Source organism: Bradyrhizobium jicamae, assembly GCF_001440395.1.
Taxonomy (GTDB): Bacteria; Pseudomonadota; Alphaproteobacteria; order Rhizobiales; family Xanthobacteraceae; genus Bradyrhizobium; species Bradyrhizobium jicamae.
Map to the genome: position 1 here is coordinate 89,984 of NZ_LLXZ01000120.1, position 24,535 is coordinate 114,518.

Sequence of the window (24,535 nt, forward strand, 5' to 3'; positions counted from 1 at the left end):
TCAGCCCTCACCCCGCACCATCGTGTAGAAGTCGACCCGTGTCGCCGCGGCCTCAGCTACCTTGCGGTTGCGCTTTTCGATCATTGCCTCGCGCAGCGGCGCAATCACCTCGGCTTCAACCGCGGCCACGAACTCGTCCGACTGCACCATGGCGTCGCACAGCGCGATCAGCTTGGCCTTGTGACGGTCGCGACCGAGCGTGTAACCGAAACCGATTTCTCCGGTCGACAGCCGCACCGCCGCGCGCGAAACCGTGGCCTCCCCGAGATTGAAGGGCGCGCCATCACCGCCGATCCGGCCGCGCACCATGACGAGCCCATCTTCCGGCTCGCGCAGGTCCTCATGCGCCGGCAACGCAATCGCCTCGAGGTAACAGGCAATGTCGCCGACCTCGGAATGGGCCAGCACCGCCATCGCAGCCTTGCGTCGCGCCTGCTCGTGACTTTCGTCGCCTGCCATCATGTCGGCCTTGCCTGAATCAAGTTGTCTATGATACTAGACAACTTGATAACGAAGCGCCATGACAGTTTCGTGACTATGAGGTGATTTTTCTCCGATGCCCGGTTTCGTCCCATGAGCATCCAGGACACGCCCTCCGGCGTTGCGCTGTGGCGGCAGGTCGCCGACGGCATCGAGCGCGGCATTGCCGACGGCCGCTTTGCTGCCGGCGAAAAACTGCCGGGCGAGATGGAGATCGCCGAGACCTATCGGGTCAGCCGCCACACTGTGCGCCGCGCGCTCGCGACACTGGCTGAACGCGGCCTGGTGCGCGCCGAACGCGGCAGCGGCACCTATGTCGAGACGGGACGCCTCGCCTATCCCCTGCGCTCACGGACGCGGTTTTCCGAAATCGTCGGCGCCGGCGGCCGCGAGCCGCGCGGCCAGTTCATCGCCGCGTCAGAGGAAGAAGCCACGCGCGAGCTGGCGCGAGAACTAGGACTAAAGACCGGCGCGCCGCTGGTCCGGATCGAATCGGTGCGGCTCGCCGACCGCGTTCCGATCTGCGTCAGCACCACCTGGCTTTCGGCCGAGCGCTTCCCCGATGCCGGGAAGGTGTTTGCCAATGTTCGTTCGATGACCAAGCTGGTTGCGCATTACGGCATCCGGGATTTTCGCCGCACGTCCACCCGGATCACCGCAGGTATCGTCGACGCAACCGACGCCGCGCGGCTGGATCTCGCGCTCGGCCGCCCCGTGCTCGTGGTCGACAGCACCGACGTCGATACCGCGGGTCAGCCGCTGACGACCAAGCGTTCGCGCTTCGCGGCCGAGCGCGTCGAATTTCTGGTGGAGAACGGTTGAGTATCCGTAGGGTGGGCAAAGCGAAGCGTGCCCACCCTTCTTGCTCGCGGACAGATGGTGGGCACGGCGCTTCGCGCCTTTGCCCACCCTACAATATCATCACGCGATCGCGCGCTGTCCGATGATGGCAAACCGCAGCTTGCCCGAGATCCAGTCGATGGCGGCGACCGCTACCAGAATCATCAGGATCAGGAACGACACCTTCTGCCACTCCAGCACCCGGATCTGCTCGGCGAGCTGAAGGCCAATGCCGCCGGCGCCGACAATACCGATGATGGTGGCCGAGCGCGTATTGGATTCGATGAAGTAGAGCACCTGCCCAGCGATGACAGGCAGCACCTGCGGCATCAGGCCAAAGCGTATCTCGTGCAGCGCCGTGCCACCGGAGGCCCTGATGCCCTCGACCTGCTTCTTGTCGGCGGCCTCGATCGCCTCGGAAAACAATTTGCCGAACGCGCCGAAATCCGCCACCGCAATCGCCAGCACGCCGGCGAACGGCCCGAGGCCGACGACATTGATCCAGACCAGCGCCCAGATCAGCGTATCGACGCCGCGGATGGAATCGAACGCACGGCGCACCGGAAAACGCAGAAGCTGCGAAGGAATGATGTTGCGCGCCGCCAGCAGGCTGACCGGCAGCGCCAGGACGGCCGCAACGGTAGTACCGAGCACTGCAATGGACAGCGTTTCCCCGAGCGCGGAGAGATAGGCCGGCAATGACGAGCCTGGATCGGGCGGGATCATCATCAGGGTGATCCAGCCAAGCTGGCTCAGGCCCGACCACAGCCTTGCCGGCGAAAAATCGAGATTGACGAGGCCGAAGACAAACACGGCAAACGCGCCGACAATCATCGCCGGCGTTGCCAGACGCGTCTCAGCGGGCCTGTCGAACACATCGGGGTACTTCGCCCTGAGCTGGTCCCGATCGGGCTTCGGCAACTGGCTCATGCGCTGCTATCCTTGCCGAACAACCGGCCGCGCAGCCAACCTGTGGCGATATCGATGATGAAGACCGTGACGATGATCGTCACCAGAATGGCGCTGACGTCGGAGTAATAGAACTTCCGGATTGCGACCACGAGTTCCTGCCCGATGCCGCCGGCGCCCACAAAACCCATCACCGATGCTTCGCGGACGTTGATCTCGAAGCGCAGCAGGGCATAGCTCGCGTAACCCGCCGTGACCTGCGGCAGGACGGCGAAGCGCATGCAGGACATCCAGCCCGCGCCGGTCGAGCGCACGCCCTCGACGGGCTTCATGTCGGCATTCTCGACGATCTCCGAGAACAGTTTGCCGAGCGCGCCGGTCGAATGGATGGCAATCGCCAGCACGCCCGCCACCGGGCCGAGGCCGAAGGCCATGACGAAGATCAGCGCAAACACGATGGCGGGGACGGTTCGGGCAAATTCCAAAAGGCGGCGAACAGCGAAGCGCAGCCACGGCGCCGGCGAGGTATTCTGGGCGGCGAAGAAATTCAACGCGAAGGCCAGCACCGCCCCGATCATGGTGCCGACATAGCTGATCAGGATGGTCTCGCCGAGCATCCACAGCCATTTGCGCCAGCCCCAGAACCACTCGGCGGGATTGCTCCACACCCTGGTGCCGTCTTCCAGCGTGAGAATCCGGTCGAAATAACTGACGAAGTTGCCGAAGAACGTGAACAACGTGCGCAGGTTAACTTCGGCGCCGATAGCCGCGACGATCAGCACCGCGAAAAATGTGACAGCCGCGAGCGTCATCCGAAGCCGCTTGCGTGCGACCGCCTGACGATAGGCGTCGTTGAGCGCCGCCAGTTGCGGACCTGGGAGGATAGAGACGGCCGTTGTCATCAGAGGTTGCCGATGGAAAGTTGAACGGAAAAAGGCCGGGTCCCACGGACCCGGCCAGTTCGCCTGCGCCAGCCTGTCAGGACGCCTTCTTCTTGCGAAGATTGTCCACGAACTTGATCAGCTCGATCGTGCCGTCCCAATCCTTGGTCGTGGCGGGGTTAAAGCCCTTCTTCTGGCCGTCGGACAGGCGGTCGAACGCGGCCTTGTCCTTGGTCGGCGCTTCCGTGAAGGCCTTGGCAATGGCCGCCTTCAGGTCGGCCGGAAGATCCGAATTGTAGGCATACGGTCCGTTGATGATCGGGGCGGACTTGTGGACGATCCGGAAGTCGTCCTTCTTCATCGGCGAGCCGTCGGCGTTCTTCAGCATGCCCTTCAGCAGCATCTGGGCGAGCGTGGAATCGTTGTCGTTGGTCCATTGATTGGCAGCGACTTCCACCGTGCCCTGCGACAGCGCCAGCATGGCGTTCTCGTGGCTGCCGGTGAAAACGACCTTGCCGAAATAAGTGTCGGCATCGGAGATGCCAAGCTTGTCGAGTTCGAAGCGCGGCACGTTGTTGCCCGAGGTCGAATTCGGATCGACCAGGCCGAGGTTCTTGCCCTTCAGTTGGTCGAGGCTCTTGTAGGCGCTCGACGCCTTGACGAAGAACACCGAGTAGTAGCCGGTCGAGCCGTCGGCATTGATGTCGTTGGCGAAGGCATCGGTCTTGACGCCGGTCAGCCGTGCCCGGGCGAACGACGCCGAGCCGTAGCTCGCGATATGAATGTTGCCGGCACGCTGGCCTTCGATCACAGCCGCGTAGTCATTGGCGATCCGCAGCGTGACCTTGGTGCCCAGTTCCTTGGAGAGATAGGCGACGAATGGGGTCCAGCGCTCGGTGACGCCGGAAGCGTTTTCGGCCGGCACCACGGCAAACGTCAGTTCGGGATATTTGCTCTTCCAGTCCTGCGCCGAGGCGGAAACCGTGAATGCCAGCGCGACAGCGCCGGCCAGAACGATACGACGAGTGATCATGATGTGCCCTCTTGTTGTAATTATGCCTTCGCCGATTGCAGGTTTTGCAGCGGCTACCCTGTACAGAAACAGTCCTCAGGCCGCGGCGGGAACGGTCGCGCCGTCGGGCGTCTGCGCAGGCGCGGTGCCCATGACGTCGCTGGCTTCGAGATCGTAGAGTTCGCGCGCGATCCGATCGGTCAACATCTCCGGTGCGCCGTCGAACACCACGCGCCCGGCCGCCATGCCGATCAGCCGGTCACAGTAGTTTCGCGCCAGATCGAGCGAATGCAGGTTGCAGATCACGGTGATGCCGAAATGCTTGTTGATGCGCAGCAGCGCGTCCATCACGATCCGGGTGTTGCGGGGATCGAGCGAAGCGATCGGCTCGTCGGCAAGAATGATGTCGGGCTCCTGCACCAACGCGCGGGCGATCGCGACACGCTGCTGCTGGCCGCCGGAAAGCTGGTCGGCGCGCTGCGCGGCGATCGCAGCCATATCGAACTGCTCCAGCGCCGACATCGCCAGCGCCCGGTCCTCATCAGGCCAGAGCTGCGTCAGCGAACGCCAGGACGGAATTTCGGCCAGCCGCCCCATCAACACATTGGTGAGGACATCGAGTCGGCCGACCAGATTGAACTGCTGAAAGATCATCGCCGAGCGCGCACGCCACTGCCGCAATTCCTTGCCGCGCAGCGCGGTCACGTCGACACCTTCGAACAGGATACGACCTTCCGAAGGCTCGGCGAGGCGGTTGATCATCCGCAGCAGCGTGGACTTTCCGGCGCCGGATCTGCCGATCACGCCGACGAAGCTGCCGGGCGCAATCGAGAACGACGCATTGTCCACCGCGGCTTTGGTGCCGAACCGGCACGTCAGACCTTCCACAACCAGCATGCAATGCTCCAGAGTTCCTGTCGTGGAGCATCGCTAACGGCTCGATCTTACAGTTGTGTGACACGGCTGCTGCGGTGCGGCGTTCGTCCACAGCCACCCCTCGCGTCACGCATCCGTCATGATACTGTCATCGAGCACATCGAAGACGAGCATGATCTTCCCTCGACTGATGGGCGTTACCGATGGCCGGCAAGATGCTCTCCACTGAATCAACCATCGACCCCACCGCGTCGGTGCGCGACTGCCGGCTTGGCGCCTATACCGAGGTCGGCGCCCGCGCCATTCTGCTCGAGGTCACGATGGCGGATTATTCCTACGTCGTGAACGACGCGCAGATCACTTACACGACGGTGGGAAAATTCTGTTCAATCGCGGCGATGACGCGGATCAACCCCGGCAATCATCCGATGCACCGAGCCTCGCAGGCGCATTTCACCTACCGCGCCAGCAGCTACTTTCCCGGCGAGAGCGACGATGCCGAGTTCTTTGCATGGCGGCGCGAGCATCACGTCCATATCGGCCACGACGTCTGGATCGGCCATGGCGCGGTGATTCTGCCCGGCCGCTCGATCGGCACCGGCGCGGTGGTCGCGGCCGGCGCCATCGTCACCAAGGACGTGCCCGCCTACACCATCGTTGCGGGTAATCCGGCCCGCCCGGTCAGGCGGCGGTTTCCGGAATCGATAGCCGCGCGGCTCACGGAGCTCGCATGGTGGGACTGGGACCACGAGACACTTCGCCGCGCCCTGCCCGATTTCCGCAAGCTCGAAGTCGAAGGCTTTCTCGAAAAGTACGAATCGGCTGGAGCGTCCGGCCGTCCGCAATTCAATCAGAGTGCCGCATCGTGACCGAACTGTTCATCGAAGGTGGCCGAGCCCTGCTCGGTAACGAAATCGTCGAAGCCGATTTGCGGATCGCCGGCCGCGAGATCGCCGCCGTGGATGCGGACAACAGCCACGGCGCAACGGGCATCAACGCCAGCCGGCTGCTGGTGCTGCCGGGCATTGTCGACCTGCATGGCGATGCCTTCGAGCGGCAGATGATGCCGCGCCCCGGAGTCGATTTTCCGATCGATGTGGCGCTTGTCGATAGCGACCGGCAGGCGGTCAGCAACGGGATTACGACCGTCTATCACGCCACGACCTGGTCGTGGGAGCCCGGCCTGCGCAGCGCGGACAATGCGCGCAAGCTGCTGGAGGCGATCGAGCAGATGCGGCCGCAGCTCGCCGCCGACACCCGCTTCCATCTGCGCCACGAGACCTACAATCTCGACGCGGAAAGCGAGATCATCGACTGGCTCTCGGAAGGACGCGTCGACCTGTTCGCGTTCAACGACCACATGGACTCGACCGTCGCCAGCCTCGCCAAACCGCTGAAGCGCAGCCGAATGGTCGAACGCACGGGCCTGACCAACGAGGCATTCGATCGCCTGGTGCAAAGCGTGGTCACCCGAGGCCACGACGTGCCGGCGTCGATCAGCCGGCTGGCGCAGGCGGCACGCGCGGCAAACGTCCGGATGCTCTCGCATGACGATGCAAGCCCGGCGATGCGGCAGGCTTTTCGCGCGCAGGGCGTTGCCATCGCCGAATTTCCGGTCAATGAGGAAACCGCCCGCGACGCGGCCGAAGCCGACGACTTCATCGTGTTCGGCGCGCCCAATGTCGTGCGCGGCGGCAGCCACACCGGTTGGACCCGGGCATCCGACATGATCGCCAAGGGCCTGTGTTCGGTGCTGGCGTCCGACTATTATTATCCGGCGCCGCTACTGGCGGCCTTCCGGCTTGCGGCCGACGGCGTGCTGCCGCTGGCCGCGGCGTGGCAATTGATCTCATCGGCGCCGGCGCGCGCCGCCGGCCTCGCCGATCGGGGCACCCTCGCCGCGGGACAGCGCGCCGACATCATTCTCGTCGATGATTCGATGCCGCTGCGGCCGCGGGTAGTCGCCGTCATTGCCGCGGGCCGTCTGGTGCATCTGACAGAAGCGAACCGTCTCGTCCGCTCGTCCACAGCATCGCGCAAGGCAGTTGCAGCCGCATGAGGCGGCCCTATTCTGGCGCAATGGCAAATTATCCCCGTTACGCAATCTACTACACTTCCGCGCCCGGCAGCGCGCTCGACCGGTTCGGCGCGTCGCTGCTCGGCTACGACGCCCACAGCGGCGCAGACCTGCCCCTTCCGGAAGGTCTCCCGCCAGACTGGCGCGACCTGACGCTGGATCCGCGCAAATACGGCTTTCATGCCACGCTGAAGGCGCCGATCGCGCTGGCCGACGGCAAGGCCGAGACGCGCCTTGCCGCGGCATGCGAATTGTTTGCCGACCTTGCCCGGCCGGTGCCGGTGATCCGGCCGGTCGTCGATTCCATCAGCGGTTTCATCGCGGTCATTCCCGCTGAACCGTCGGCTGATCTCGACCTGCTTGCCGCCGAGGCGACCAAGGCGTTCGATCCGTTCCGCGCTCCTCTCAGCGCAGAAGATCGCGCGCGGCGAAATCCGGCAGCGTTGACGCCCCGGCAGCGCGACTATCTCGACCGCTGGGGTTATCCTTATGTCTTCGAAGAGTTTCGCTTCCACATGACGCTGACGGGGCGGCTGCCTGCGGAACGGCGCGAGCCGGTTGTGGCGATGCTGCGCGAGAGGTTTGCGGCAACCGGCATCGAGACGCTCGCAATCGACGCCATCGCGCTATGCCGTCAGGACGATGCGAATGCGCGGTTTCGGGTCATCGGCCGCTGGCAATTGCACGATTGACGTGGCCCGCATTCACTCCGCCAGCGCTTCCTTGCGTGTCTTCAGGATTGCCGGCGACAGCAACGCCACCAGCAGAATGGCGACGACGCCGAGGATGACCGCGCTGATCGGCCGCGACAGAAAGACGGTAAAATCGCCGTCCGCGATCAGCATCGCGCGTCGGAAATTTTCCTCGAGCTGCGGCCCGAGCACGAGGCCGAGCAGCAGCGGCGCCGGCTCGACGCCGACCTTGATGAAGAAATAGCCGAGCAAGGCGCACCCCATCATCAACCAGACGTTGAACAGGCTGTTGGCGATGCCATAGGTGCCGATGCAGCAGAACAAGACGATGGCAGGAAACAGAAACCTATAGGGAATTTTCAGCATCGAGACCCAAAGGCCGATCAACGGGAGGTTGATCACCAGCAACATCAGGTTTCCGACCCACATGCTGGCGATGACGCCCCAGACAAGCTTGGGCTGCTCGGTCATGATCTGCGGACCGGGCTGGATGCCCTGCATCATCAGCGCGCCGATCATCAGCGCCATCAGCGCGTTGGCGGGAATGCCGAGCGTCAGCAGCGGAATGAAGCTGGTCTGCGCGCCCGCATTGTTGGCGGCCTCCGGACCGGCGACGCCCTCGATGGCGCCCTTGCCGAAACGCGAGGGATCGCGCGCAAGCTTTTTCTCCAGCGCATAGGAGGAGAACGGCGGCAGCGCGGCGCCGCCGCCGGGTAACACGCCCAACACGGAGCCTAGCGTCGTGCCCCGCACCATGGCCGGAAACGCCGCCCGCAAATCCTCCCGGCTCGGGATCAGGCTGCGGATCGACTGGCTGACGACGCGGCGCTCGGCGGGTCGCTCCAGATTGGCGATGATTTCGCCGAGTCCAAACAGGCCCATCGCGATCGGCACGAAATCAAGTCCGTCCGACAGCGCGGGAATGCCAAAGGTCATGCGCGCGACGCCCGAACTGACGTCGATGCCGACGAGACCGAGCAGCAGCCCCAGCAGCACCATCGCCAGCGATTTGGCGACCGAACCATGCGCGAGGACGACCGCGGCGATCAGGCCGAGCACGAGCAGGCTGAAATATTCGACCGCGGTGAATTTGAGCGCCAGCACCGACAACGGCACGCTGAGGACGGCGATCACGATCGTCGCCATCGTGCCAGCAAAGAACGAAGCGATGGCGGCAATCGCGAGCGCGGTTCCGGCCTTGCCCTGCTTGGCCATCTCGTGACCGTCGATGCAGGTAACGACCGACGACGTCTCGCCCGGCACGTTGACCAGGATCGCGGTGGTCGAGCCGCCATATTGCGCGCCGTAGAAGATGCCGGCCAGCATGATCATGGCGCTGGCCGGCGACAGGCCGAAGGTGAACGGCAACAGCAACGCCACCGTCGGAATCGGCCCGATGCCGGGCAGCACGCCGATCGCGGTCCCGATCACCACGCCGATCAGGCAGAACAGGAGGTTGTTGAGTTCGAGGGCCGTCGAAAGGCCCATCAGCAGGTTGTTGAAGAGGTCCATATATGTCTGCCTGCTAGCGCGGCCAGATCGGGATCGGCAGGCCCAGCAACTTGACGAACAAAAGCACCGCCGCACCTGAAAGCAGGATGGCAAACGCTATCGTTTCGACGACCCGCCCTTCTCGCGTGGCGAGGCTGGCGAGGATCACGGTGACGATGGAGGCGATGGCGAGGCCGAGCCGCTCGGCCGTAAGCGCGAAAACGCCGACAGACGCCAGGATCGCCAGCAGCGGCCGCAACTGAACCGGCGCGATGCCGACACGCATGCGCCAGAGCCCGCGTCCCGTGAAGAACAGACCGAAGCCCATCAGTGCGAATGCGACGACGCGGGGCATATAGCCCGGCCCCATATCGGCGGCGTGCCCGACCGTCAGGTTGCGCGTGGCAACGAGCGTACCCGTCGCCACCGCCACCAGAAACAGGCCGAACAGCAGATCCTGCAGGTCGATCCGGAGACGCGTCATCGGCCCGTCTCAGCTACCCTTGATGCCGGCCTCGCGAATGATCGTGCCCCAGCGGCCCGTCGCATCCTTGAGCCAGGTCCGGAACTCCTCCGGCGATTGGGCGCGCACCACGCCACCCTGCTCGGCGACCTTCTGCTGAATCTCGGGCATCTCGAGAATCTTGCGGATTTCGGCGTTCAACCACGCGACCATGGCGGGCGGCGTTCCGCCCGTCGTCAGGATTCCCTGCCAGGTCCCGGCGTCGCCGCCGGGCAGGCCCGCCTCCTTGAAGGTCGGCAGATCCGGAGCCGACGCCAGCCGTTGCTCTCCGGTGACCGCAAGCCCGGTGAGCTGCTTGTTCAACACGAACGGCATGGTTGCGATAGCACCATTGATGATCACGCCGCTCTCTCCGGAAACGACAGCGCGCGAGGCGGCCGCGCCGCCCTTGTAGGGAACGTTCTTCCACTGAATCCCGAGTTGCTTCGCCATCGCCACCGCCGTGATGTGGGTGGCGCCACCGACGCCCGAATTGGCGATGGTGAGCTTGTTCGGGTTGGCCTTGGCGTATTCGATCAGTTCCTTCGTTGACTTCGCCGGCACCGATTCATGGACGGCCAGAACGTAGGGGCCGAACATCACCATGGAAATGGGCGCGAGTTCCTTCTCGACGTCGAACGTGAGATCGGAGAACAGGCTGGGCGCGGTCGCCAGCGATCCGACATCCATCAGCAACAAAGTGTGGCCGTCGGGCTGCGCCTTGGCGACCGTGTCGGCGCCAAGGTTGCCTGCGGCGCCGGGCTTGTTCTCGACCACCACCGATTGCCCGATCGCAGCTGATAGCTTCGGGCCGATCAGGCGGGCCAGAATGTCCGAGGTGCCACCGGGAGCAAACGGCACGATCAACCGCACCGGCCGTTCAAAATTCTGAGCCGCGGCCCCGCTTGGCGCCAGGACACATATCGACACCGAAAGGGCGGCGGCGGCGATCGCCCGGGCGAGAGATGACATGGACATCGGTCTTCCTCCGTTTCAAAGCGCAGTTCCGCGCGATCCCGCCGTTTCACCGGCCGGCTGCAGGCCTCCGAGGCTGCGTTGCGCGAAATGATAGGTCATGGGTCGGGCCGCCCATGAATTAGACTGCGGATAGGTCGATACCTTTTTTGGATGGATCGGCCGTGCGCGAGCCGATAGAAGCAAGACAACCGGCACGTCGCCGGCCCCTCGTTTCAGGTCGAAGATACAGATTTCATGTTTGAGTTGAGCCAGTTGCGTTGCTTCGTTGCGGTTGCAGAAGAACTGCATTTCGGGCGTGCGGCGCTGCGGCTGAACATGACGCAGCCGCCGCTCAGTCGTCAGATCCAGATTCTCGAACGCGTCCTCGATGTGACGCTCCTGGAACGCAGCAACCGGGCCGTCCGGCTGACGCCCGCCGGGCAGCGTTTTCTGGCGGACGCGCGACATCTGCTCAAATTGGCGGAAAGCGCTGCCGCGCTGGCCCGGCGGGTGGCAAGCGGCAAGGCCGGATCGATCAATATCGGCTTCACCGCGACATCGGCCTACAGCTACGTGCCGGCGCTGGTCGCGGCCTGCCGGCGCGAACTGCCCGATATTGAGATCTCGTTGAAGGAAATGGTCTCCAGCGACCAGCTCAAGCGGCTCGATTCCGGCGAGGTCGATATCGGCCTGCTCCGCCCGCCGATTCCGCGTGGCAACCTCAGTTCCTTCCGCGTCACGGCGGAGCCGCTGGTCGCGGCGTTGCCGGGCGGCCACCCGCTGGCGCAGGCTGATCAATCACGCCTGGAGGATCTCGCGAGCGAGCCCTTCATCATGTACGAGCCGTATGAAGCCCGCTATTTCCACGATCTCCTGGTTGAGCTGTTCTCGCGCGCAAGCCTGGTGCCGAATTACGTGCAGCATCTTGCGCAGATCCATTCGATCCTCGCCATGGTGCATTCCGGTGTGGGCGTGGCGTTAGTCCCCGAGACCGCGCTTAATCTGCGTTTCAGCGGCGTGGTGCTGCGACCCGTCCTGATGCAGTGGCAGCGGCCGGCCGAGCTGTTCTTCGTCTGGCGCAGCGACAACGACAATCCGCTTCTCCCCGTCATTGCCGGCATAGCCCGAGACCTTGCGGCTCGGGCGGGCTCGATCCAATCAATGGATCGATCGATACAGTGATTGGTCTCCATCGGTGACCATCTTGCATTAGTTCTTCAGCGTAAGCCGCTGAAGGATCAGAGCATGAGCAAGATGACCCCGAAGGAGATGGCCAGCCAGATCGGCAACGGCCTGCTGTCGTTCCCCGTCACACCATTTCGGCCCGACAACGCGTTCGACGAAACCCGCTACCGCTCCAATCTGGAGTGGCTGTGCGGCCATGAGGTGGCAGGTCTATTCGCCGCCGGCGGCACCGGCGAATTCTTCTCGCTGAGCCCGGCCGAAGTCCTGAAGGTGGTGGCAACGGCGGTGGATGAGACCAGGGGACGCGTGCCGGTGCTCGCCGGGATCGGTTACGGCACGGCGATGGCGACGCAACTTGCCATTGGGGCCGAGGCGGCCGGCGCCGACGGCTTGCTGCTGCTGCCGCCCTATCTGGTCTTCTCCGAACAGGAGGGACTGGCGGCCCATGTCGAGGCGGTGTGTAACGCCACCAAGCTCGGCGTCATCGTCTACAACCGCGATAATGCGATCCTGAACGAGGATACGCTCGAGAAGCTGTGCCAGCGCTGTCCCAATTTGCTCGGCTACAAGGACGGCATCGGTGACATCGAGCTGATGACCCGCATTCATCTGCGCATGGGCGACCGGCTGACCTATATCGGCGGGCTGCCGACCGCCGAGACCTTTGCACTGCCCTATCTGGAAATGGGCGTCACCACCTATTCCTCAGCGGTCTTCAATTTCGTGCCGGAGTTCTCGACCAAATTCTACGCCGCCGTGCGGCAGCGCGACCGCGAGACGGTGCAGGCGGGCTTACGCGACTTCATCCTTCCCTTGATCGCAATCCGCAACCGCAAGCGCGGCTATGCCGTCTCGATCATCAAGGCGGGCATGAAGGTGATCGGTCGCGACAGCGGCCATGTCCGCTCGCCGCTGACGGACCTGACGCCGGCCGAGACCGAGGAACTGACGGCCCTCGTCGCGCGTCTCGAGACCAGCGAGTTCGCTAGGCGGGAGCTGGCGGCCGCCTAGAGCGAGATGGGTTGGAGTCGAATCGAGATGCCGGTAGTGCGAAGCACTAACGATCTCGTGTCCCGGACGCAGTGCAAAGACCCTTCGGCGGCACACCACAGGGCCCAGACACAAAATCGCGAAAACAACCCCATGCAAAGTAGAATGGGCCCGGCTCGCAGCACTCACGCCGCTTGCGTCCGGGACACGAGATGATCCATCGTCACGGCCCAACCTAATCTCATTCTGCTCCAGCCCGCCTCTATCGCCGCTGGTTATAGACGTCCAGGCACACCGCGCCGAGCAGGACCAGTCCCTTGATCACCTGCTGGTAGTCGATGCCGATACCGAGGATCGACATGCCGTTGTTCATGACGCCCATGATCATGGCCCCGATCACGGCGCCGCCGACCTTGCCGACGCCGCCATAGGCGGACGCGCCGCCGATGAAGCAGGCCGCGATGACGTCGAGCTCGAAGCCGGCGCCGGCCTTCGGCGTCGCGGTATTGAGCCGCGCCGCGAACACGAGACCGGCGAGCGCCGCCAGCACGCCCATGTTGACGAAGGTCAGGAACGTCAGCCGTTCGGTCTTGATGCCGGACAGGCTAGCGGCCCTGGCGTTGCCGCCGATGGCATAGATGTGGCGGCCAATCACGGTGCGGGTGGTAACGAAGCCATAGAGTGCGATCAGCGCCGTCATGATGACCAGCACGTTGGGCAGGCCGCGATGCGAGGCGATCAGGCCGGCAAAAAATACGATCACCGCGAACAGCACCGCACTCTTGGCGACGAAGAAGCCAAAGGGCTCGACCTCGATGCCATGCGATGCCTGCCGCGCCCGGCTCTTGGCGCTGGTATAGACCAGCGCAACCGCCAGCACGGCCCCGATCAACAGCGATGTCGGATAAAGCGTGCCGGCGCCGGGAAACAGTTCGGGAATGAAGCCGGACGACAGTTTCTGGAAGGTCGGCGGAAACGGCCCGACCGACTGACCCGCCAGGATCGCGAGCGCAAGGCCCTTGAACACCAGCATGCCGGCCAACGTCACGATGAAGGACGGGATCTTGAAATAGGCAACCCAATAGCCCTGCGCGGCGCCGATCAGCGCACCCACCAGGAGGCAGGCGATGAAGGCCAGCGGATAGGCGACGTGGTAGCGCACCATCAGCACGGCAGCTACGGCGCCGACGAAGCCCGCCACCGAGCCGACCGAGAGATCGATATGGCCGGTGACGATGATCAGGAGCATGCCGAGCGCCATGATCACGATGTAGCTGTTCTGCAGCACCAGATTGGTCAAATTGAGAGGCTGCAGCAGCGTGCCGTCAGTCATGACCTGGAAGAACAGCATGATCGCAAACAGCGACAGCAGCATGCCGTAGTTGCGCAGATTGTTCTTGATGAAGCCGGCGTGCCCGGGCAGCGCAACCGCCTTGTCGGTCATGGCTGCAGTTCTCCCTGAAGTACCTTCTTGTCCATTTCCTTGTTGCGCATGATGGCGCGCATGATCCTTTCCTGCGTGGCCTCGGCGGCGGAGAATTCACCGACGAAGGCGCCGTCATTCATCACCAAAATGCGGTCGCAGACCCCGAGCAACTCCGGCATTTCCGACGAGATCATCACCACCCCCTTGCCCGCCTCGGCAAGCTCATTGATGATACAATAGATTTCGTATTTTGCCCCGACGTCGATGCCGCGCGTCGGCTCGTCGAGGAATAATACTTTCGGATCGGTCATCAACCATTTCGACAGCACCACCTTCTGCTGGTTGCCGCCGGAAAGCTGGCCGGTCTCCTGATAGACGTCGGAACACCTGATACGCATCCGGTTGCGATAGTCGTTCGCAACGCGCAGTTCGGACATGTCGTCGATCACGCCCTGCCGCGCCACCCGGCCAAGGCTCGCCAGCGTGATGTTCTTGCGAACGTCCGCGTCGAGGATCAGGCCGAGCTCCTTGCGATCCTCGGTGACGTAAGCGAGCCCGGCATCGATCGCGGCCGCCACGCTGGATAGATGCACTTCCCTTCCGTCGAGCCAGACGCGGCCGCTGATCCGCTCGCCCCAGGCGCGGCCGAACAGGCTCATGGCGAATTCGGTGCGGCCGGCGCCCATCAGCCCGGCGATCCCGACCACCTCCCCGCGCCGGACCTCGAAATCCACGCCCTTGATCACGCGGCGGTCCCGGTGCAGCGGATGATGCACGGTCCAGTCCTTGACGGTGAAGACCGGTGTACCGATCGTGGCCGTGCGTTGCGGAAAGCGATGGGCCAGATCGCGATTGACCATGCTGCGGATGATCCGGTCCTCTTCCACCGTCTCGGCCCGGCAATCGATGCTGTCGACGGTGCGGCCGTCGCGCAGCACCGTGATCCGGTCGGCGACGCGGGCTACCTCGGACAATTTGTGCGAGATCAGGATCGAGGCGATGCCCTGCGCGCGGAACGCCAGCAGACGCTCCAACAGCGCCGCGCTGTCGTTCTCGTTCAGGCTGGCGGTCGGCTCGTCGAGAATGAGCAGTCGCACCCGCTTGGACAGGGCCTTGGCGATCTCAACCAATTGCTGCTTGCCGACGCCGAGATCCGTCACCAGCGTATCCGGCATCTCGGTGAGGCCGACCTGGGCGAGCAATTCCTTCGTCCGGCGATAGACCGTGTCGCGGTCGATCACGCCAAGGCTCGATGGCGGATGCGACAGAAAAATGTTCTCCGCAATCGACATCAGCGGAATCAGCGCCAGTTCCTGGTGGATGATGATGATGCCGAGCGCCTCGGAATCATTGATGTCGCGAAAGCGTCGCTCCTCGCCGTCGAAGATGATGCTGCCTTCGTAGTCGCCGTGGGGATAGACGCCGCTCAGCACCTTCATCAGGGTCGACTTCCCGGCGCCGTTCTCGCCGACCAGCGCATGGATCTGCCCCGCCTCCACCGTGAAGTTGACGTCGCGCAACGCCTGCACGCCGGCAAAGCTCTTGCTTACGCCGCGCATTTCGAGAATTGCGGTCATCGCGTCATCACGTCCTTTATCTGTCTACCCGCAACAACCAGATACAGACAGGTGGCAGCGCCAGCTATCGCCGGCGCCGCCCTCCCGCTCAGTCGATCTGCGACTTCTTGTAGTAGCCGCCTTCGATCAGCACCTTCTCCCAGTTGCTCTTGTCGACGACGACAGGCTTAAGGAGATAGGACGGTACCACCTTGACGCCGTTGTTGTAGGTCTTGGTGTCGTTGACGGTCACTTCCTTGCCGCTGAGGGCTGCGTCGACCATGTCGGCGGTAACCTTGGCGAGATCGCGGGTATCCTTGAAGATGGTCGAATATTGCTCGCCGCGCAGCATCGACTTGATCGATGGCACCTCGGCGTCCTGGCCGCTGACAACAGGCATCGCCATGTTGCCGCTGCCATAGCCGACGCCCTTCAGCGACGACAGAATGCCGATGGATAGACCGTCATAGGGCGAGAGCACCGCATCGACCCGCTTGCGGCCGTAGAACGCGCTCAGGAGGTTGTCCATGCGGGCCTGGGCGGTGGCGCCGTCCCAGCGGAGCGTCGAGACCTTGTCCATGCCCTTCTGGCCGCTGCCGATCACCAGCTTGCCGCTGTCGATATAGGGCTGCAGCACCGACATCGAGCCATTGTAGAAGAAGTAGGCGTTGTTGTCGTCCGGCGAACCGCCGAACAGTTCGATGTTGAAGGGGCCCTTGCCTTCCTTCAGGCCCAGCGCCTGCTCGATCGATTGGGCCTGCAGCACGCCGACCTGGAAATTGTCGAAGGTGGCGTAGTAGTCGACATTGGGCGTGTCGCGGATCAGGCGGTCATAGGCGATCACGATGATGCCCTTGGCCTTGGCCTGCTTCAGCACGTCGGACAGCGTGGTGCCGTCAATCGCCGCGATCACCAGCACCTTGGCGCCCTTGGTCACCATGTTCTCGACCTGCGAGAGCTGGTTCGGAATATCGTCCTCGGCATATTGCAGGTCGGTGCCGTAGCCACGCTCCTTCAGGATTTTTACGATGTTGTTGCCGTCATCTATCCAGCGCGCCGAGGATTTGGTCGGCATGGCGATGCCGACGGTTCCCTTGCTCTGGGCAAAAGCGCCGGTCACCGCCGCTGCGGCCATGGTTGCTGCCAGCGCGAGCGCCGACAGTGTGGTCTTCAGACTAGTCATGCTTCACTCCCTTATCGAGGATCTGTAGTTCCTGGATTGTCGGACCGCTGAATACGGTTCTTGAAATTCACCTGCTCTTTCGCTTTTGTGCCGCGCCCCGTCTCCTCCATCAACCCGTCGCAAGTTTGACGTCTGGTTCGGGGCGGCCGCGCACCGCGACATCGAGCACAAACGTGCGGCCATGGTCGGGATCGGCGCGTTTGGCGTCCTCCGCCATTCCCTGCCAGGCCGACGTAACCAGCAGGCGCGAAAAATCCTGGCCGACAAAAGCGGGGCAGCTCGATTGCCTCGCCGGGACGCGGATCGTGCGCAGATGCACACCTTCCGGGCTGTAGACGTCAATGCAGCCGCCGCCCCAGCGCGCGTTCCAGATCACCCCCTCGGCATCGACCACCGCGCCGTCAATCCCGCCACCGTTCCGCCGGGTGACCAGCGCGGCGGGCTCGCCGCGCGGCAGGCCGGTCGCCGCGTCGAGATCGACACGGAACAGCACGTTCTTCCCGGTGTCGGCGAAATAGCCGATGGTCCCGTCCGGCGAGAAGCAGATCGCGTTCGGAATTGTGATGTGATCGTAGAGGCGCAACAGCTTGCCGCGGTGCAGCGCATAGATGGCGCCGAGCCCTCGCTCCGCCTTCCGGCCCATGGTCCCGATCCAGAAGGTGCCGGACGGATGCACCCTTGCGTCGTTCGAACGCGTGGCGTCATTATCGGCTTCAAGCGGAAGGAACAGCGTCATCCCTCCATTCGCGGAGTCGCGGATATAGAGTCCGTCATCGGCGACGAGCAACTGGCGACGCGCATCGATCCGCCCGAGCGCGCTGCCCATCACGCCGAGAGAATGGATGGTGGTCTGCCCGGTGTCGAGCCGCGCCTCGAACAGGCGGCGACCGATAATGTCGAACCACCAGGCCGTATCGGTTGCCGCGTCGTAGGTCGGTCCCTCGCCAAGATGGCACCGCTCGCCGCAGAGAACGGTCGTCGGCACCTCTTCCATCCTGTGACCACCAATCATCGCCCGCTCCTGGGTAACTCTACCTCGGATTGTGTTCCGATAGCGCCCTGGATCGCGTGCGTAAAGCGGTACGACGTGGTGTGACGATAGACCTCGCCCGGCGCAAGCCGTGCGGTCGGAAAGTCCGGCCGATTGGGCGTATCGGGCCAGGCGTGCGGCTCGAGGCAGATGGCGTCGGATTGACGATACAGGCGGTCCCCTTTTCCGCCGGAGGAGCCGTCGAGAAAGTTTCCGGAATAGACCTGCAGGCCGGGCTGATTGGTGAACAGTTCGAGCACGCGGCCCGAGGTTGGCTCGGCCAGCCGCGCGGCGAAGCGGGGCTCGCCACCTGCCGGCGCGAGACAGAAATTATGATCGTAGCCGCGGCCCACGCGCAGTTGCGGATGGTCGTTGCGAATCCGCGCGCCGACCTCGAAGCCTTCGCGGAAGTCGAACGGCGTGCCGGCGACCTCACTGGGCGGCTGCGGCAGCGGGATCGCGCCGGTATCGATGGCGAGAAAATGATCCGCCGCCACGGTGAGGTGGTGATTGAGAATGTTCCGGCCGGAGCGCGCGCCGGAGAGATTGAAGAAACTGTGATTGGTGAGATTGACCACGGTGGGCCGGTCGGTCCGCGCTGTCATGTCGAGAGAAAGTTCCATCGGTCCGCTGAGGCGCCAGGTCACCTCCACATCCAGCGTACCAGGATATCCCTCCTCGCGGTCAGCGCTGGTATAGGACAGCGTGACGGCCGGCCGATCTCCATCATCGATCCGGACAATGCGCCAGTTACGGCGATCGAAGCCCTCCAGCCCGCCGTGCAGCGCATTGACGCCGTTATTGGCCGCGAGCTGCACCTTGGTGCCATCGAGCACGAAGCGCGCACCAGCGATCCGGTTAGCGTAGCGCCCGACGGTCGCACCGAAGAACTGCCGGCGGGCGAGATATCCCTCGAACGCGTCATGGCCAAGCACGACGTCGTCGCGCCGTCCGGCGACGTCAGGCACCATCAACGCCTGCAGGCTCGCACCATAAGTGATAATCGATGCTTCGATCCCGCCATCCCATTGCAGGACAACGCGCTCGACTTCGCTGCCGTCAGGCAGGACGCCGAAGCGGGAATGCGCGACGCGAGAGACGGACGTAGCGTTCATGGCACGTCCTCGAATGGCTCGACCGTGCGGCGTCGTCCCAGCAGGAAAGCGTCGGCGACGAGTTGCATCGGCGCGAGATCGACGTCGCTCTCGCCGGTTGCCGTGAGTTCGCGGAAGCGGCGGTATAGCCCGGCATATTCGGCGTCCGCGGCATCGACGAGCTGCGCGCCCCCTGCCCGCAGCCTCGCGCCGCCCATGGACAGCGTGACCGGGCCGCCATTGGTATCAAGATCGATATCCCAGCTCTGCGGGCCGGTCTGGAGGAAATCCAATTCGGCCGTGATCTTCAGCCCCTCTGCATCGCTGAGTGCAAGGTTGGCGGCGATCGGGGCGTCGCGGTTGGCGGGAAACGCGAGATCGGCTGATGTTACGAACAATGGCTGCGGCAAGATCCGCGTCAGGATCGACAACGCATTGATGCCGGGATCGAACACGCCGAGCCCGCCCGCCTCGAAGATCCAGGCCTGTCCCGGATGCCAGACCCGCACGTCTTCCTTCCACGTGATCTTCACTGAAATGACCTTCCGGCCGGCCAGCAACTGCCGCGCCGGGTCGACGGCCGAGGCGAAGCGCGAGTGCCATGTGGCAAACAGCGTGCGTTGCGCAGCCCTCGCCGCGGTTACCAGCGGAGTGATTTCGGCGACCGTGGCGCCCGGCGGCTTTTCCAGCATCACGTGCTTGCCCGCGGCGAGCGCCATCGCCGCCTGGGCGTGACGAACCTGCGGCGGAGTGCACAGCGCCACCGCGTCGATTTCCGGGCCGTCGTGCAGGAGTTCATCCAGCGTCGCCGCATGCGGCACGCCGGGTAGCGAGGCATTGCGGCTGGCGATCGCAACCAGCTCTACGCCTTCAGTCGTAGCGATCGCCGGCACGTGCTGGTCGCGCGCGATCTTGCCGAAGCCGACGATGGCGACGCGAAGCGGGCTCATGATTGCTCTCCTGGCTCAGCCACCGCTGTGGTCGCAGGCGCGGCACTGGGCGATGGCGAAGTTCCCTCATGGCGCCGCAGCCCATTGTAGATCACCTCGGCCATGGCGGCGGTCGCCGCCTCGGCATCACCGCCGGCGATCGCATCGACAATTCGCTGGTGCCACAACAACACCGTCTCGCGGTCCTGCGTCTCCACCGGCGCGCTGAGCAGGAACGAGGCGCGCAACGCCGCCTCGATGACATTGCCGATCGAACGCATGAACAAATTGCCCGACGCATTGGCGACGGCCAGATGCAGGGCAAGATCGCCGTCAGCAAAGCCGACGGAGTCGGAGGCCTCCGCCCGCATTCGCGCCATGCTCCGGTTCAGCTCGGCGATATCGGCTTCCGAGCGGCGGGCCGCCGCAAGGGCCGCGGCGCGCGGCTCGACCGCCAGCCGGATTTCGGCGAGATCGTTGAGAAAGCGCCGATCGATACCGGCATCGAGATGCCAGGCCAGCACGTCGGCGTCGAACATGTTCCAGGCGCCACGCTCGCGCACCACGGTACCGACCCGCGCCTTGGTGGTGAGCAGGCCCTTGGCCACCAGCGTCTTCACACTCTCGCGCAGAACCGGCCGCGACACGCCGAACATCGCCGTGAGTTCGGCATCGCCCGGCAGCCGGACACCCTCGCCGTAACGGCCGGCGATGATGTCGACGCCGATGCTGCGGGCAACCTCGGCGTGGTTGGAGTGCGCACGCCGCGTCGGGATGACGACAAGCCGGGAAGTCATGATTTGAGGACTCCTGCCTTGCGGGGGCCAGCGCGGCGGGCGATGCCGAGCATGGCCTGCTGCAAGGCGATAAAAGCGAAAAGCAGGATACCGGTCACGATCTTGGTCCACCAGCTCGACAGGGTTCCATCGAAATTGATGTAGGTCTGGGTCAGGCCCTGGATCAGCACGCCGAGCAACGTGCCGACCACCGAGCCCTGGCCGCCGGTCAGCAAGGTCCCGCCGATCACCACGGCCGCGATGGAATCGAGCTCGACGCCGACGGCGGACAGCGAATAGCCCGCTGCTGTGTAGAAGGAGAACACGATGCCGGCGAGCCCGGCAAGCACGCTCGACAGCATATAAATGCGCACCGTCATCGACCCGACCGGTATGCCCATCAGCGCCGTGGTCGCGCGGCTGCCGCCGAGTGCATAGACGTTGGCCCCGAAGCGGGTGAAATGCAGCAGCACCGCACCTGCCGCGACCACCGCGAGCATGATCAGGGCGATGGCGGTGAGCCGGCCTCCGCCAGGCAGCCGCAGCGCGAAATCCGACACCGTCGAATAGAGCGGCGCCGTGATCGGCGTCGATTCCGTCGACATCAGGAAGCTGGCGCCGCGGGCAAGGAACATGCCCGCCAGCGTGACAATGAAAGGCGGCATGTCGAAGACATGGATGATGGCGCCCATCGCCGCGCCAAAGGCGGCGCATAGCAGCAGGATCGCCGCGAAGGCGACCAGTGGCGGCACACCAAGGCGCTCGATCGCCAGCGCAACAAACACGGTGGTGAAGCCAATCACCGAGCCGACCGACAGGTCGATGCCGCCGGAAATGATCACAAAGGTCATGCCGACGGCGACGATGCCGAGAAAGGCGTTGTCGGTCAGCAGATTGGCCGCCACGCGGGTGGAGGCGAAATTGGGGAATTGCACCGTGCAGAGCGCAAACCCGACGACGAAGACGATGGCCGTGATCGCAACCGGCGGCAGCCTCATTGGCGCGCCCTCCCCAGCACGGCCCCGGCATTGGCGAAGCGCGGCGACTGCAGCAGCAGCACGACGAGCACGACGGCCGCCTTCACCAGAAGGTTGAACTCCGGCGGATAACCCGAGAGAAGAATGCCGGTGTTCATCGCCTGGATGATCAGCGCGCCGACCATCGCCAGCGCCAGGCTGAAGCGTCCCCCGAACAGCGAGGTGCCGCCGATCACAACAGCCAGAATGGCATCGAGTTCGAGCCAGAGCCCGGCATTGTTGGCGTCCGCGCCCATGATGTCGGCAGCGGCGATGACGCCGGCCAGCGCGGCGCACAGGCCGCACCAGACATAGACCGCAAGGATCATGGCGCGGGTGCCGATCCCGGCGAGCTCACTCGCCCTTGCATTGCCGCCGGTCGCCTCGATCAACAGGCCGAGCGCCGAGCCGCGAACCACCGCGCCGGTGATGATCAGCATGCCGATGACGACCACGACCGGCGTCGGCACGCCGAGCACGGCGCCGTTGCCGAGCCAGACCAGATCAGGCGCGGTGAAGGTGACGATCCGCCCCTCGGTAATAAGCTGCGCGACGCCTCGCCCGGCCACCATCAGGATCAGGGTGGCGACGATCGGCTGGATGCCGAGGACTGCAACAAGAAAACCGTTCCACAATCCGCACAACAGCCCGGCGCCGAGCGCGGCAGCGAGGGCCACCGGCAGGCCGTACGTGTCGGCGAGACTTGCGGCAATCGCGCCTGATATCGCCATCACCGCACCCACCGACAGGTCGATGCCGCGCGTCGCGATAACCAGCACCATGCCGAGCGCGAGCAGCGCGACCGGTGCACCGCGGTTCAGAACGTCGATCAGGCTGCCGAACAGCCGTCCGTCCTGCATCCGCAGATCGAAAAATTGCGGCGAGACGGCGCGGTCGATCGCCAGGATCGCCAGCAAGGCGATGATCTGGGCAAGGCCACGGGTTTGCAGCAGTCTTTGCATCATGCTTGCCCGGCTTCCGCACCGGCAGTGCCGGCCGCGGCAATCGCCACAAGTATATTGGAGACGTCGACGGCCTCCCCTTCCAGCTCATCGACATGGGTACGATCGCGCAGCACGATGACCCGGTCCGAATAGGTCACGATCTCGTCGAGCTCGGAAGAGATGACGAGTAGCGCGAGGCCGTCGTCGCAGAGTTCGCGGATCAGGCGGATGATCTCCGCGTGGGCGCCGACATCGATGCCGCGGGTCGGCTCGTCCAGCACCAGAAGGCGCGGCGCGGTGGCGAGCCAGCGGGCCAGCAGCACCTTCTGCTGGTTTCCGCCGGACAACAATCCGATCGGCCGCTCCGGCTCCGGCGGGCGGATGTCGAGCATCCGGATGAAGCGCATGGCGATCTCGTCCTGTTCGGCGCGCGAAAGCGGCTTTGCGAGGCCGCGCTTGGCCTGCAGCGCCAGCACGATGTTTTCGCGCACGGTGAGTTCGGCAATGATGCCGTCGGTCTTGCGCTCTTCAGGGCAATAGCCGAAGCCATGGGCGACGGCGTCGCGCGGCGATTGCAGCCGAACGGGTGCACCGTCGATCGTGGCGCTACCGCTGTCGGCGCGCTCTGCGCCGAACACCAGCCGCGCGGTCTCGGTGCGCCCCGACCCGAGCAGGCCCGCCAGGCCAACCACCTCGCCGCGGCGAAGCGCCAGATTGAACGGCGCGACATAGCCGGCCTTGCCATAGTCTTCGAAACGCGCGCAGACCTCGCCCGCCTGCCGCGCTTGAGTCGCTGCGCGCTCACTCGTCGTCTCGGCAAGTTCGCGGCCAAGCATCATGCGGATCAATTCGATCCGCGGCAGCTCTGCAGTGGTCCGCTCGCCGACCAGCCGGCCGTTGCGCAGCACCGTGATGCGGTCGCAGATCTCGTAGACCTGATCGAGAAAATGCGTGACGAAGACGACGCCGATGCCGCGCTTAGCCAGCTTGCGCATCACCGCGAACAGGATCTCGACCTCGTGGCGATCAAGACTCGCAGTCGGCTCGTCCAGGATCAGCACGCGCGCCGACTGGTCGACGGCACGCGCAATTGCCGCAATGTGCTGCACCGCGACCGAATAGTTGCCGAGCGGCTCGGCGACGTCGATATGCAGATCGAACTCTGCAAGCAGCGCGGTGACGCGGCGGCGCATCTCGGCCTCGCGCACCAGACCAAACCGCGTCGGCTGCCTGCCGAGATAAAGGTTCTGCGCCACCGACAGGTTTTGGAGCAGGTTGACCTCCTGGTAGACGGTCGCAATTCCCGCATCGACCGCAGCCTTGGCCGAACGCGGCGCGACCTCGGCGCCGCCGAGCCTGACGATGCCGGCATCGCGCGGGAAAACACCTGTCACCGCCTTGATCAGCGTGGACTTGCCTGCGCCGTTCTCGCCGAGCAGCGCGTGAATTTCACCGGCCCGCAAGGTGAAATCCACCTCCTGCAGGGCGCGCAGCGTGCCGAAGCTCTTGCTAAGGCCCCGCACTTCCAGCAGCGCCGGGCCAGGGTCGGAAGCTGCATTCATGCCGGCATCACTCCCACCGACGTTCGCATCGCGCGCGAACGCCTGGCATGTTCGCCTCGCGAGGCGGATTCGTCGAGAAGGCTTTCGCCGCCGGGCCGGGGCTGGCTTGAGACTCGGCGGCGTGGCG

General features: G+C 64.5%; 24 protein-coding genes. 6 read left to right on the plus strand and 18 right to left on the minus strand.

What is annotated here, in order from left to right; genetic code table 11:
- Entirely contained in the window at positions 1-462 is a 462-nt protein-coding gene (gene phnG, locus CQ12_RS19960) for a phosphonate C-P lyase system protein PhnG (RefSeq protein WP_083519383.1), read from the minus strand.
- 111 nt (positions 463-573) lie between these two features.
- Here phnG and phnF point away from each other — a divergent pair, with 111 nt between their 5' ends.
- Positions 574-1,302, plus strand: coding sequence for a phosphonate metabolism transcriptional regulator PhnF (phnF, locus tag CQ12_RS19965; RefSeq protein WP_057837002.1), 729 nt, complete (start codon positions 574-576; stop codon positions 1,300-1,302).
- A 99-nt stretch (positions 1,303-1,401) separates the two neighbouring features.
- Here phnF and phnE (CQ12_RS19970) read toward each other — a convergent pair whose 3' ends face one another.
- The 4 genes from phnE (CQ12_RS19970) to phnC form a co-directional block, all read right to left on the minus strand.
- Positions 1,402-2,250 carry a phosphonate ABC transporter, permease protein PhnE gene (phnE, locus tag CQ12_RS19970; RefSeq protein WP_057837003.1) on the minus strand — a complete coding sequence of 283 codons (849 nt, stop codon included), beginning with the start codon at positions 2,248-2,250 and terminating at the stop codon, positions 1,402-1,404.
- Complete coding sequence (gene phnE / locus CQ12_RS19975) at positions 2,247-3,131, minus strand: phosphonate ABC transporter, permease protein PhnE (protein WP_057837004.1); 885 nt, start codon at positions 3,129-3,131, stop codon at positions 2,247-2,249. Before phnE (CQ12_RS19975) ends, phnE (CQ12_RS19970) begins: the two co-directional genes overlap by 4 nt.
- Before the next feature lie 76 nt (positions 3,132-3,207).
- The gene (phnD, locus tag CQ12_RS19980) at positions 3,208-4,143 is read right to left on the minus strand and encodes a phosphonate ABC transporter substrate-binding protein (protein WP_057837005.1); all 936 of its coding nucleotides are present in this window, start codon (positions 4,141-4,143) and stop codon (positions 3,208-3,210) included.
- Positions 4,144-4,218: 75 nt separating this feature from the next.
- On the minus strand, positions 4,219-5,019 hold the full coding sequence (gene phnC / locus CQ12_RS19985; RefSeq protein ID WP_057837006.1) for a phosphonate ABC transporter ATP-binding protein: 801 nt from the start codon (positions 5,017-5,019) through the stop codon (positions 4,219-4,221).
- A 182-nt stretch (positions 5,020-5,201) separates the two neighbouring features.
- Here phnC and CQ12_RS19990 point away from each other — a divergent pair, with 182 nt between their 5' ends.
- The 3 genes from CQ12_RS19990 to CQ12_RS20000 are packed head-to-tail and all read left to right on the plus strand — an operon-like array spanning position 5,202 to position 7,767.
- Positions 5,202-5,867 carry a transferase hexapeptide repeat family protein gene (locus CQ12_RS19990; RefSeq protein ID WP_057837007.1) on the plus strand — a complete coding sequence of 222 codons (666 nt, stop codon included), beginning with the start codon at positions 5,202-5,204 and terminating at the stop codon, positions 5,865-5,867.
- The gene (locus tag CQ12_RS19995) at positions 5,864-7,057 is read left to right on the plus strand and encodes an alpha-D-ribose 1-methylphosphonate 5-triphosphate diphosphatase (RefSeq protein ID WP_057837008.1); all 1,194 of its coding nucleotides are present in this window, start codon (positions 5,864-5,866) and stop codon (positions 7,055-7,057) included. Before CQ12_RS19990 ends, CQ12_RS19995 begins: the two co-directional genes overlap by 4 nt.
- A gap of 20 nt (positions 7,058-7,077) precedes the next feature.
- Entirely contained in the window at positions 7,078-7,767 is a 690-nt protein-coding gene (locus tag CQ12_RS20000) for a DUF1045 domain-containing protein (RefSeq protein WP_057837009.1), read from the plus strand.
- Positions 7,768-7,779: 12 nt separating this feature from the next.
- On the opposite strand, the gene CQ12_RS20005 is transcribed toward CQ12_RS20000, so the two are convergent.
- From CQ12_RS20005 to CQ12_RS20015, 3 genes are read right to left on the minus strand one after another with little or no spacing between them, the layout of a single operon-like run.
- Positions 7,780-9,279 carry a tripartite tricarboxylate transporter permease gene (locus CQ12_RS20005; protein WP_057837010.1) on the minus strand — a complete coding sequence of 500 codons (1,500 nt, stop codon included), beginning with the start codon at positions 9,277-9,279 and terminating at the stop codon, positions 7,780-7,782.
- Positions 9,280-9,292: 13 nt separating this feature from the next.
- On the minus strand, positions 9,293-9,742 hold the full coding sequence (locus CQ12_RS20010; RefSeq protein ID WP_057837011.1) for a tripartite tricarboxylate transporter TctB family protein: 450 nt from the start codon (positions 9,740-9,742) through the stop codon (positions 9,293-9,295).
- A 9-nt stretch (positions 9,743-9,751) separates the two neighbouring features.
- Positions 9,752-10,738, minus strand: coding sequence for a Bug family tripartite tricarboxylate transporter substrate binding protein (locus CQ12_RS20015; protein WP_057837012.1), 987 nt, complete (start codon positions 10,736-10,738; stop codon positions 9,752-9,754).
- A 234-nt stretch (positions 10,739-10,972) separates the two neighbouring features.
- Between CQ12_RS20015 and CQ12_RS20020 the strand changes: the two genes are divergently transcribed.
- Together CQ12_RS20020 and kdgD are read left to right on the plus strand one after the other, a co-directional pair.
- Positions 10,973-11,899, plus strand: a complete 927-nt coding sequence (locus CQ12_RS20020) for a LysR substrate-binding domain-containing protein (protein WP_057837013.1) — start codon at positions 10,973-10,975, stop codon at positions 11,897-11,899.
- Positions 11,900-11,962: 63 nt separating this feature from the next.
- Complete coding sequence (gene kdgD / locus CQ12_RS20025; protein ID WP_057837108.1) at positions 11,963-12,913, plus strand: 5-dehydro-4-deoxyglucarate dehydratase; 951 nt, start codon at positions 11,963-11,965, stop codon at positions 12,911-12,913.
- A gap of 241 nt (positions 12,914-13,154) precedes the next feature.
- On the opposite strand, the gene mmsB is transcribed toward kdgD, so the two are convergent.
- The 10 genes from mmsB to CQ12_RS20075 form a co-directional block, all read right to left on the minus strand.
- Complete coding sequence (mmsB, locus tag CQ12_RS20030) at positions 13,155-14,336, minus strand: multiple monosaccharide ABC transporter permease (protein ID WP_057837014.1); 1,182 nt, start codon at positions 14,334-14,336, stop codon at positions 13,155-13,157.
- Complete coding sequence (mmsA, locus tag CQ12_RS20035) at positions 14,333-15,895, minus strand: multiple monosaccharide ABC transporter ATP-binding protein (RefSeq protein WP_057837015.1); 1,563 nt, start codon at positions 15,893-15,895, stop codon at positions 14,333-14,335. The genes mmsB and mmsA overlap by 4 nt, the downstream gene beginning before the upstream one ends.
- An 88-nt stretch (positions 15,896-15,983) precedes the next feature.
- Positions 15,984-17,057, minus strand: coding sequence for a multiple monosaccharide ABC transporter substrate-binding protein (gene chvE / locus CQ12_RS20040; protein ID WP_057837016.1), 1,074 nt, complete (start codon positions 17,055-17,057; stop codon positions 15,984-15,986).
- 109 nt (positions 17,058-17,166) lie between these two features.
- On the minus strand, positions 17,167-18,051 hold the full coding sequence (locus CQ12_RS20045; RefSeq protein ID WP_057837017.1) for an SMP-30/gluconolactonase/LRE family protein: 885 nt from the start codon (positions 18,049-18,051) through the stop codon (positions 17,167-17,169).
- Between the two features lie 14 nt (positions 18,052-18,065).
- A complete protein-coding gene (locus tag CQ12_RS20050; RefSeq protein ID WP_057837018.1) occupies positions 18,066-19,202 on the minus strand; it encodes an aldose epimerase family protein in 1,137 nt (378 codons plus the stop codon).
- Complete coding sequence (locus CQ12_RS20055; protein WP_057837019.1) at positions 19,199-20,131, minus strand: Gfo/Idh/MocA family protein; 933 nt, start codon at positions 20,129-20,131, stop codon at positions 19,199-19,201. Before CQ12_RS20055 ends, CQ12_RS20050 begins: the two co-directional genes overlap by 4 nt.
- A complete protein-coding gene (locus tag CQ12_RS20060) occupies positions 20,128-20,907 on the minus strand; it encodes a FadR/GntR family transcriptional regulator (protein ID WP_057837020.1) in 780 nt (259 codons plus the stop codon). The genes CQ12_RS20055 and CQ12_RS20060 overlap by 4 nt, the downstream gene beginning before the upstream one ends.
- Complete coding sequence (gene yjfF, locus CQ12_RS20065; protein ID WP_057837021.1) at positions 20,904-21,884, minus strand: galactofuranose ABC transporter, permease protein YjfF; 981 nt, start codon at positions 21,882-21,884, stop codon at positions 20,904-20,906. Before yjfF ends, CQ12_RS20060 begins: the two co-directional genes overlap by 4 nt.
- Positions 21,881-22,864 carry an ABC transporter permease gene (locus tag CQ12_RS20070; RefSeq protein ID WP_057837109.1) on the minus strand — a complete coding sequence of 328 codons (984 nt, stop codon included), beginning with the start codon at positions 22,862-22,864 and terminating at the stop codon, positions 21,881-21,883. The genes yjfF and CQ12_RS20070 overlap by 4 nt, the downstream gene beginning before the upstream one ends.
- On the minus strand, positions 22,864-24,408 hold the full coding sequence (locus CQ12_RS20075; protein WP_057837022.1) for a sugar ABC transporter ATP-binding protein: 1,545 nt from the start codon (positions 24,406-24,408) through the stop codon (positions 22,864-22,866). Before CQ12_RS20075 ends, CQ12_RS20070 begins: the two co-directional genes overlap by 1 nt.
- Positions 24,409-24,535: the final 127 nt, after the last annotated feature.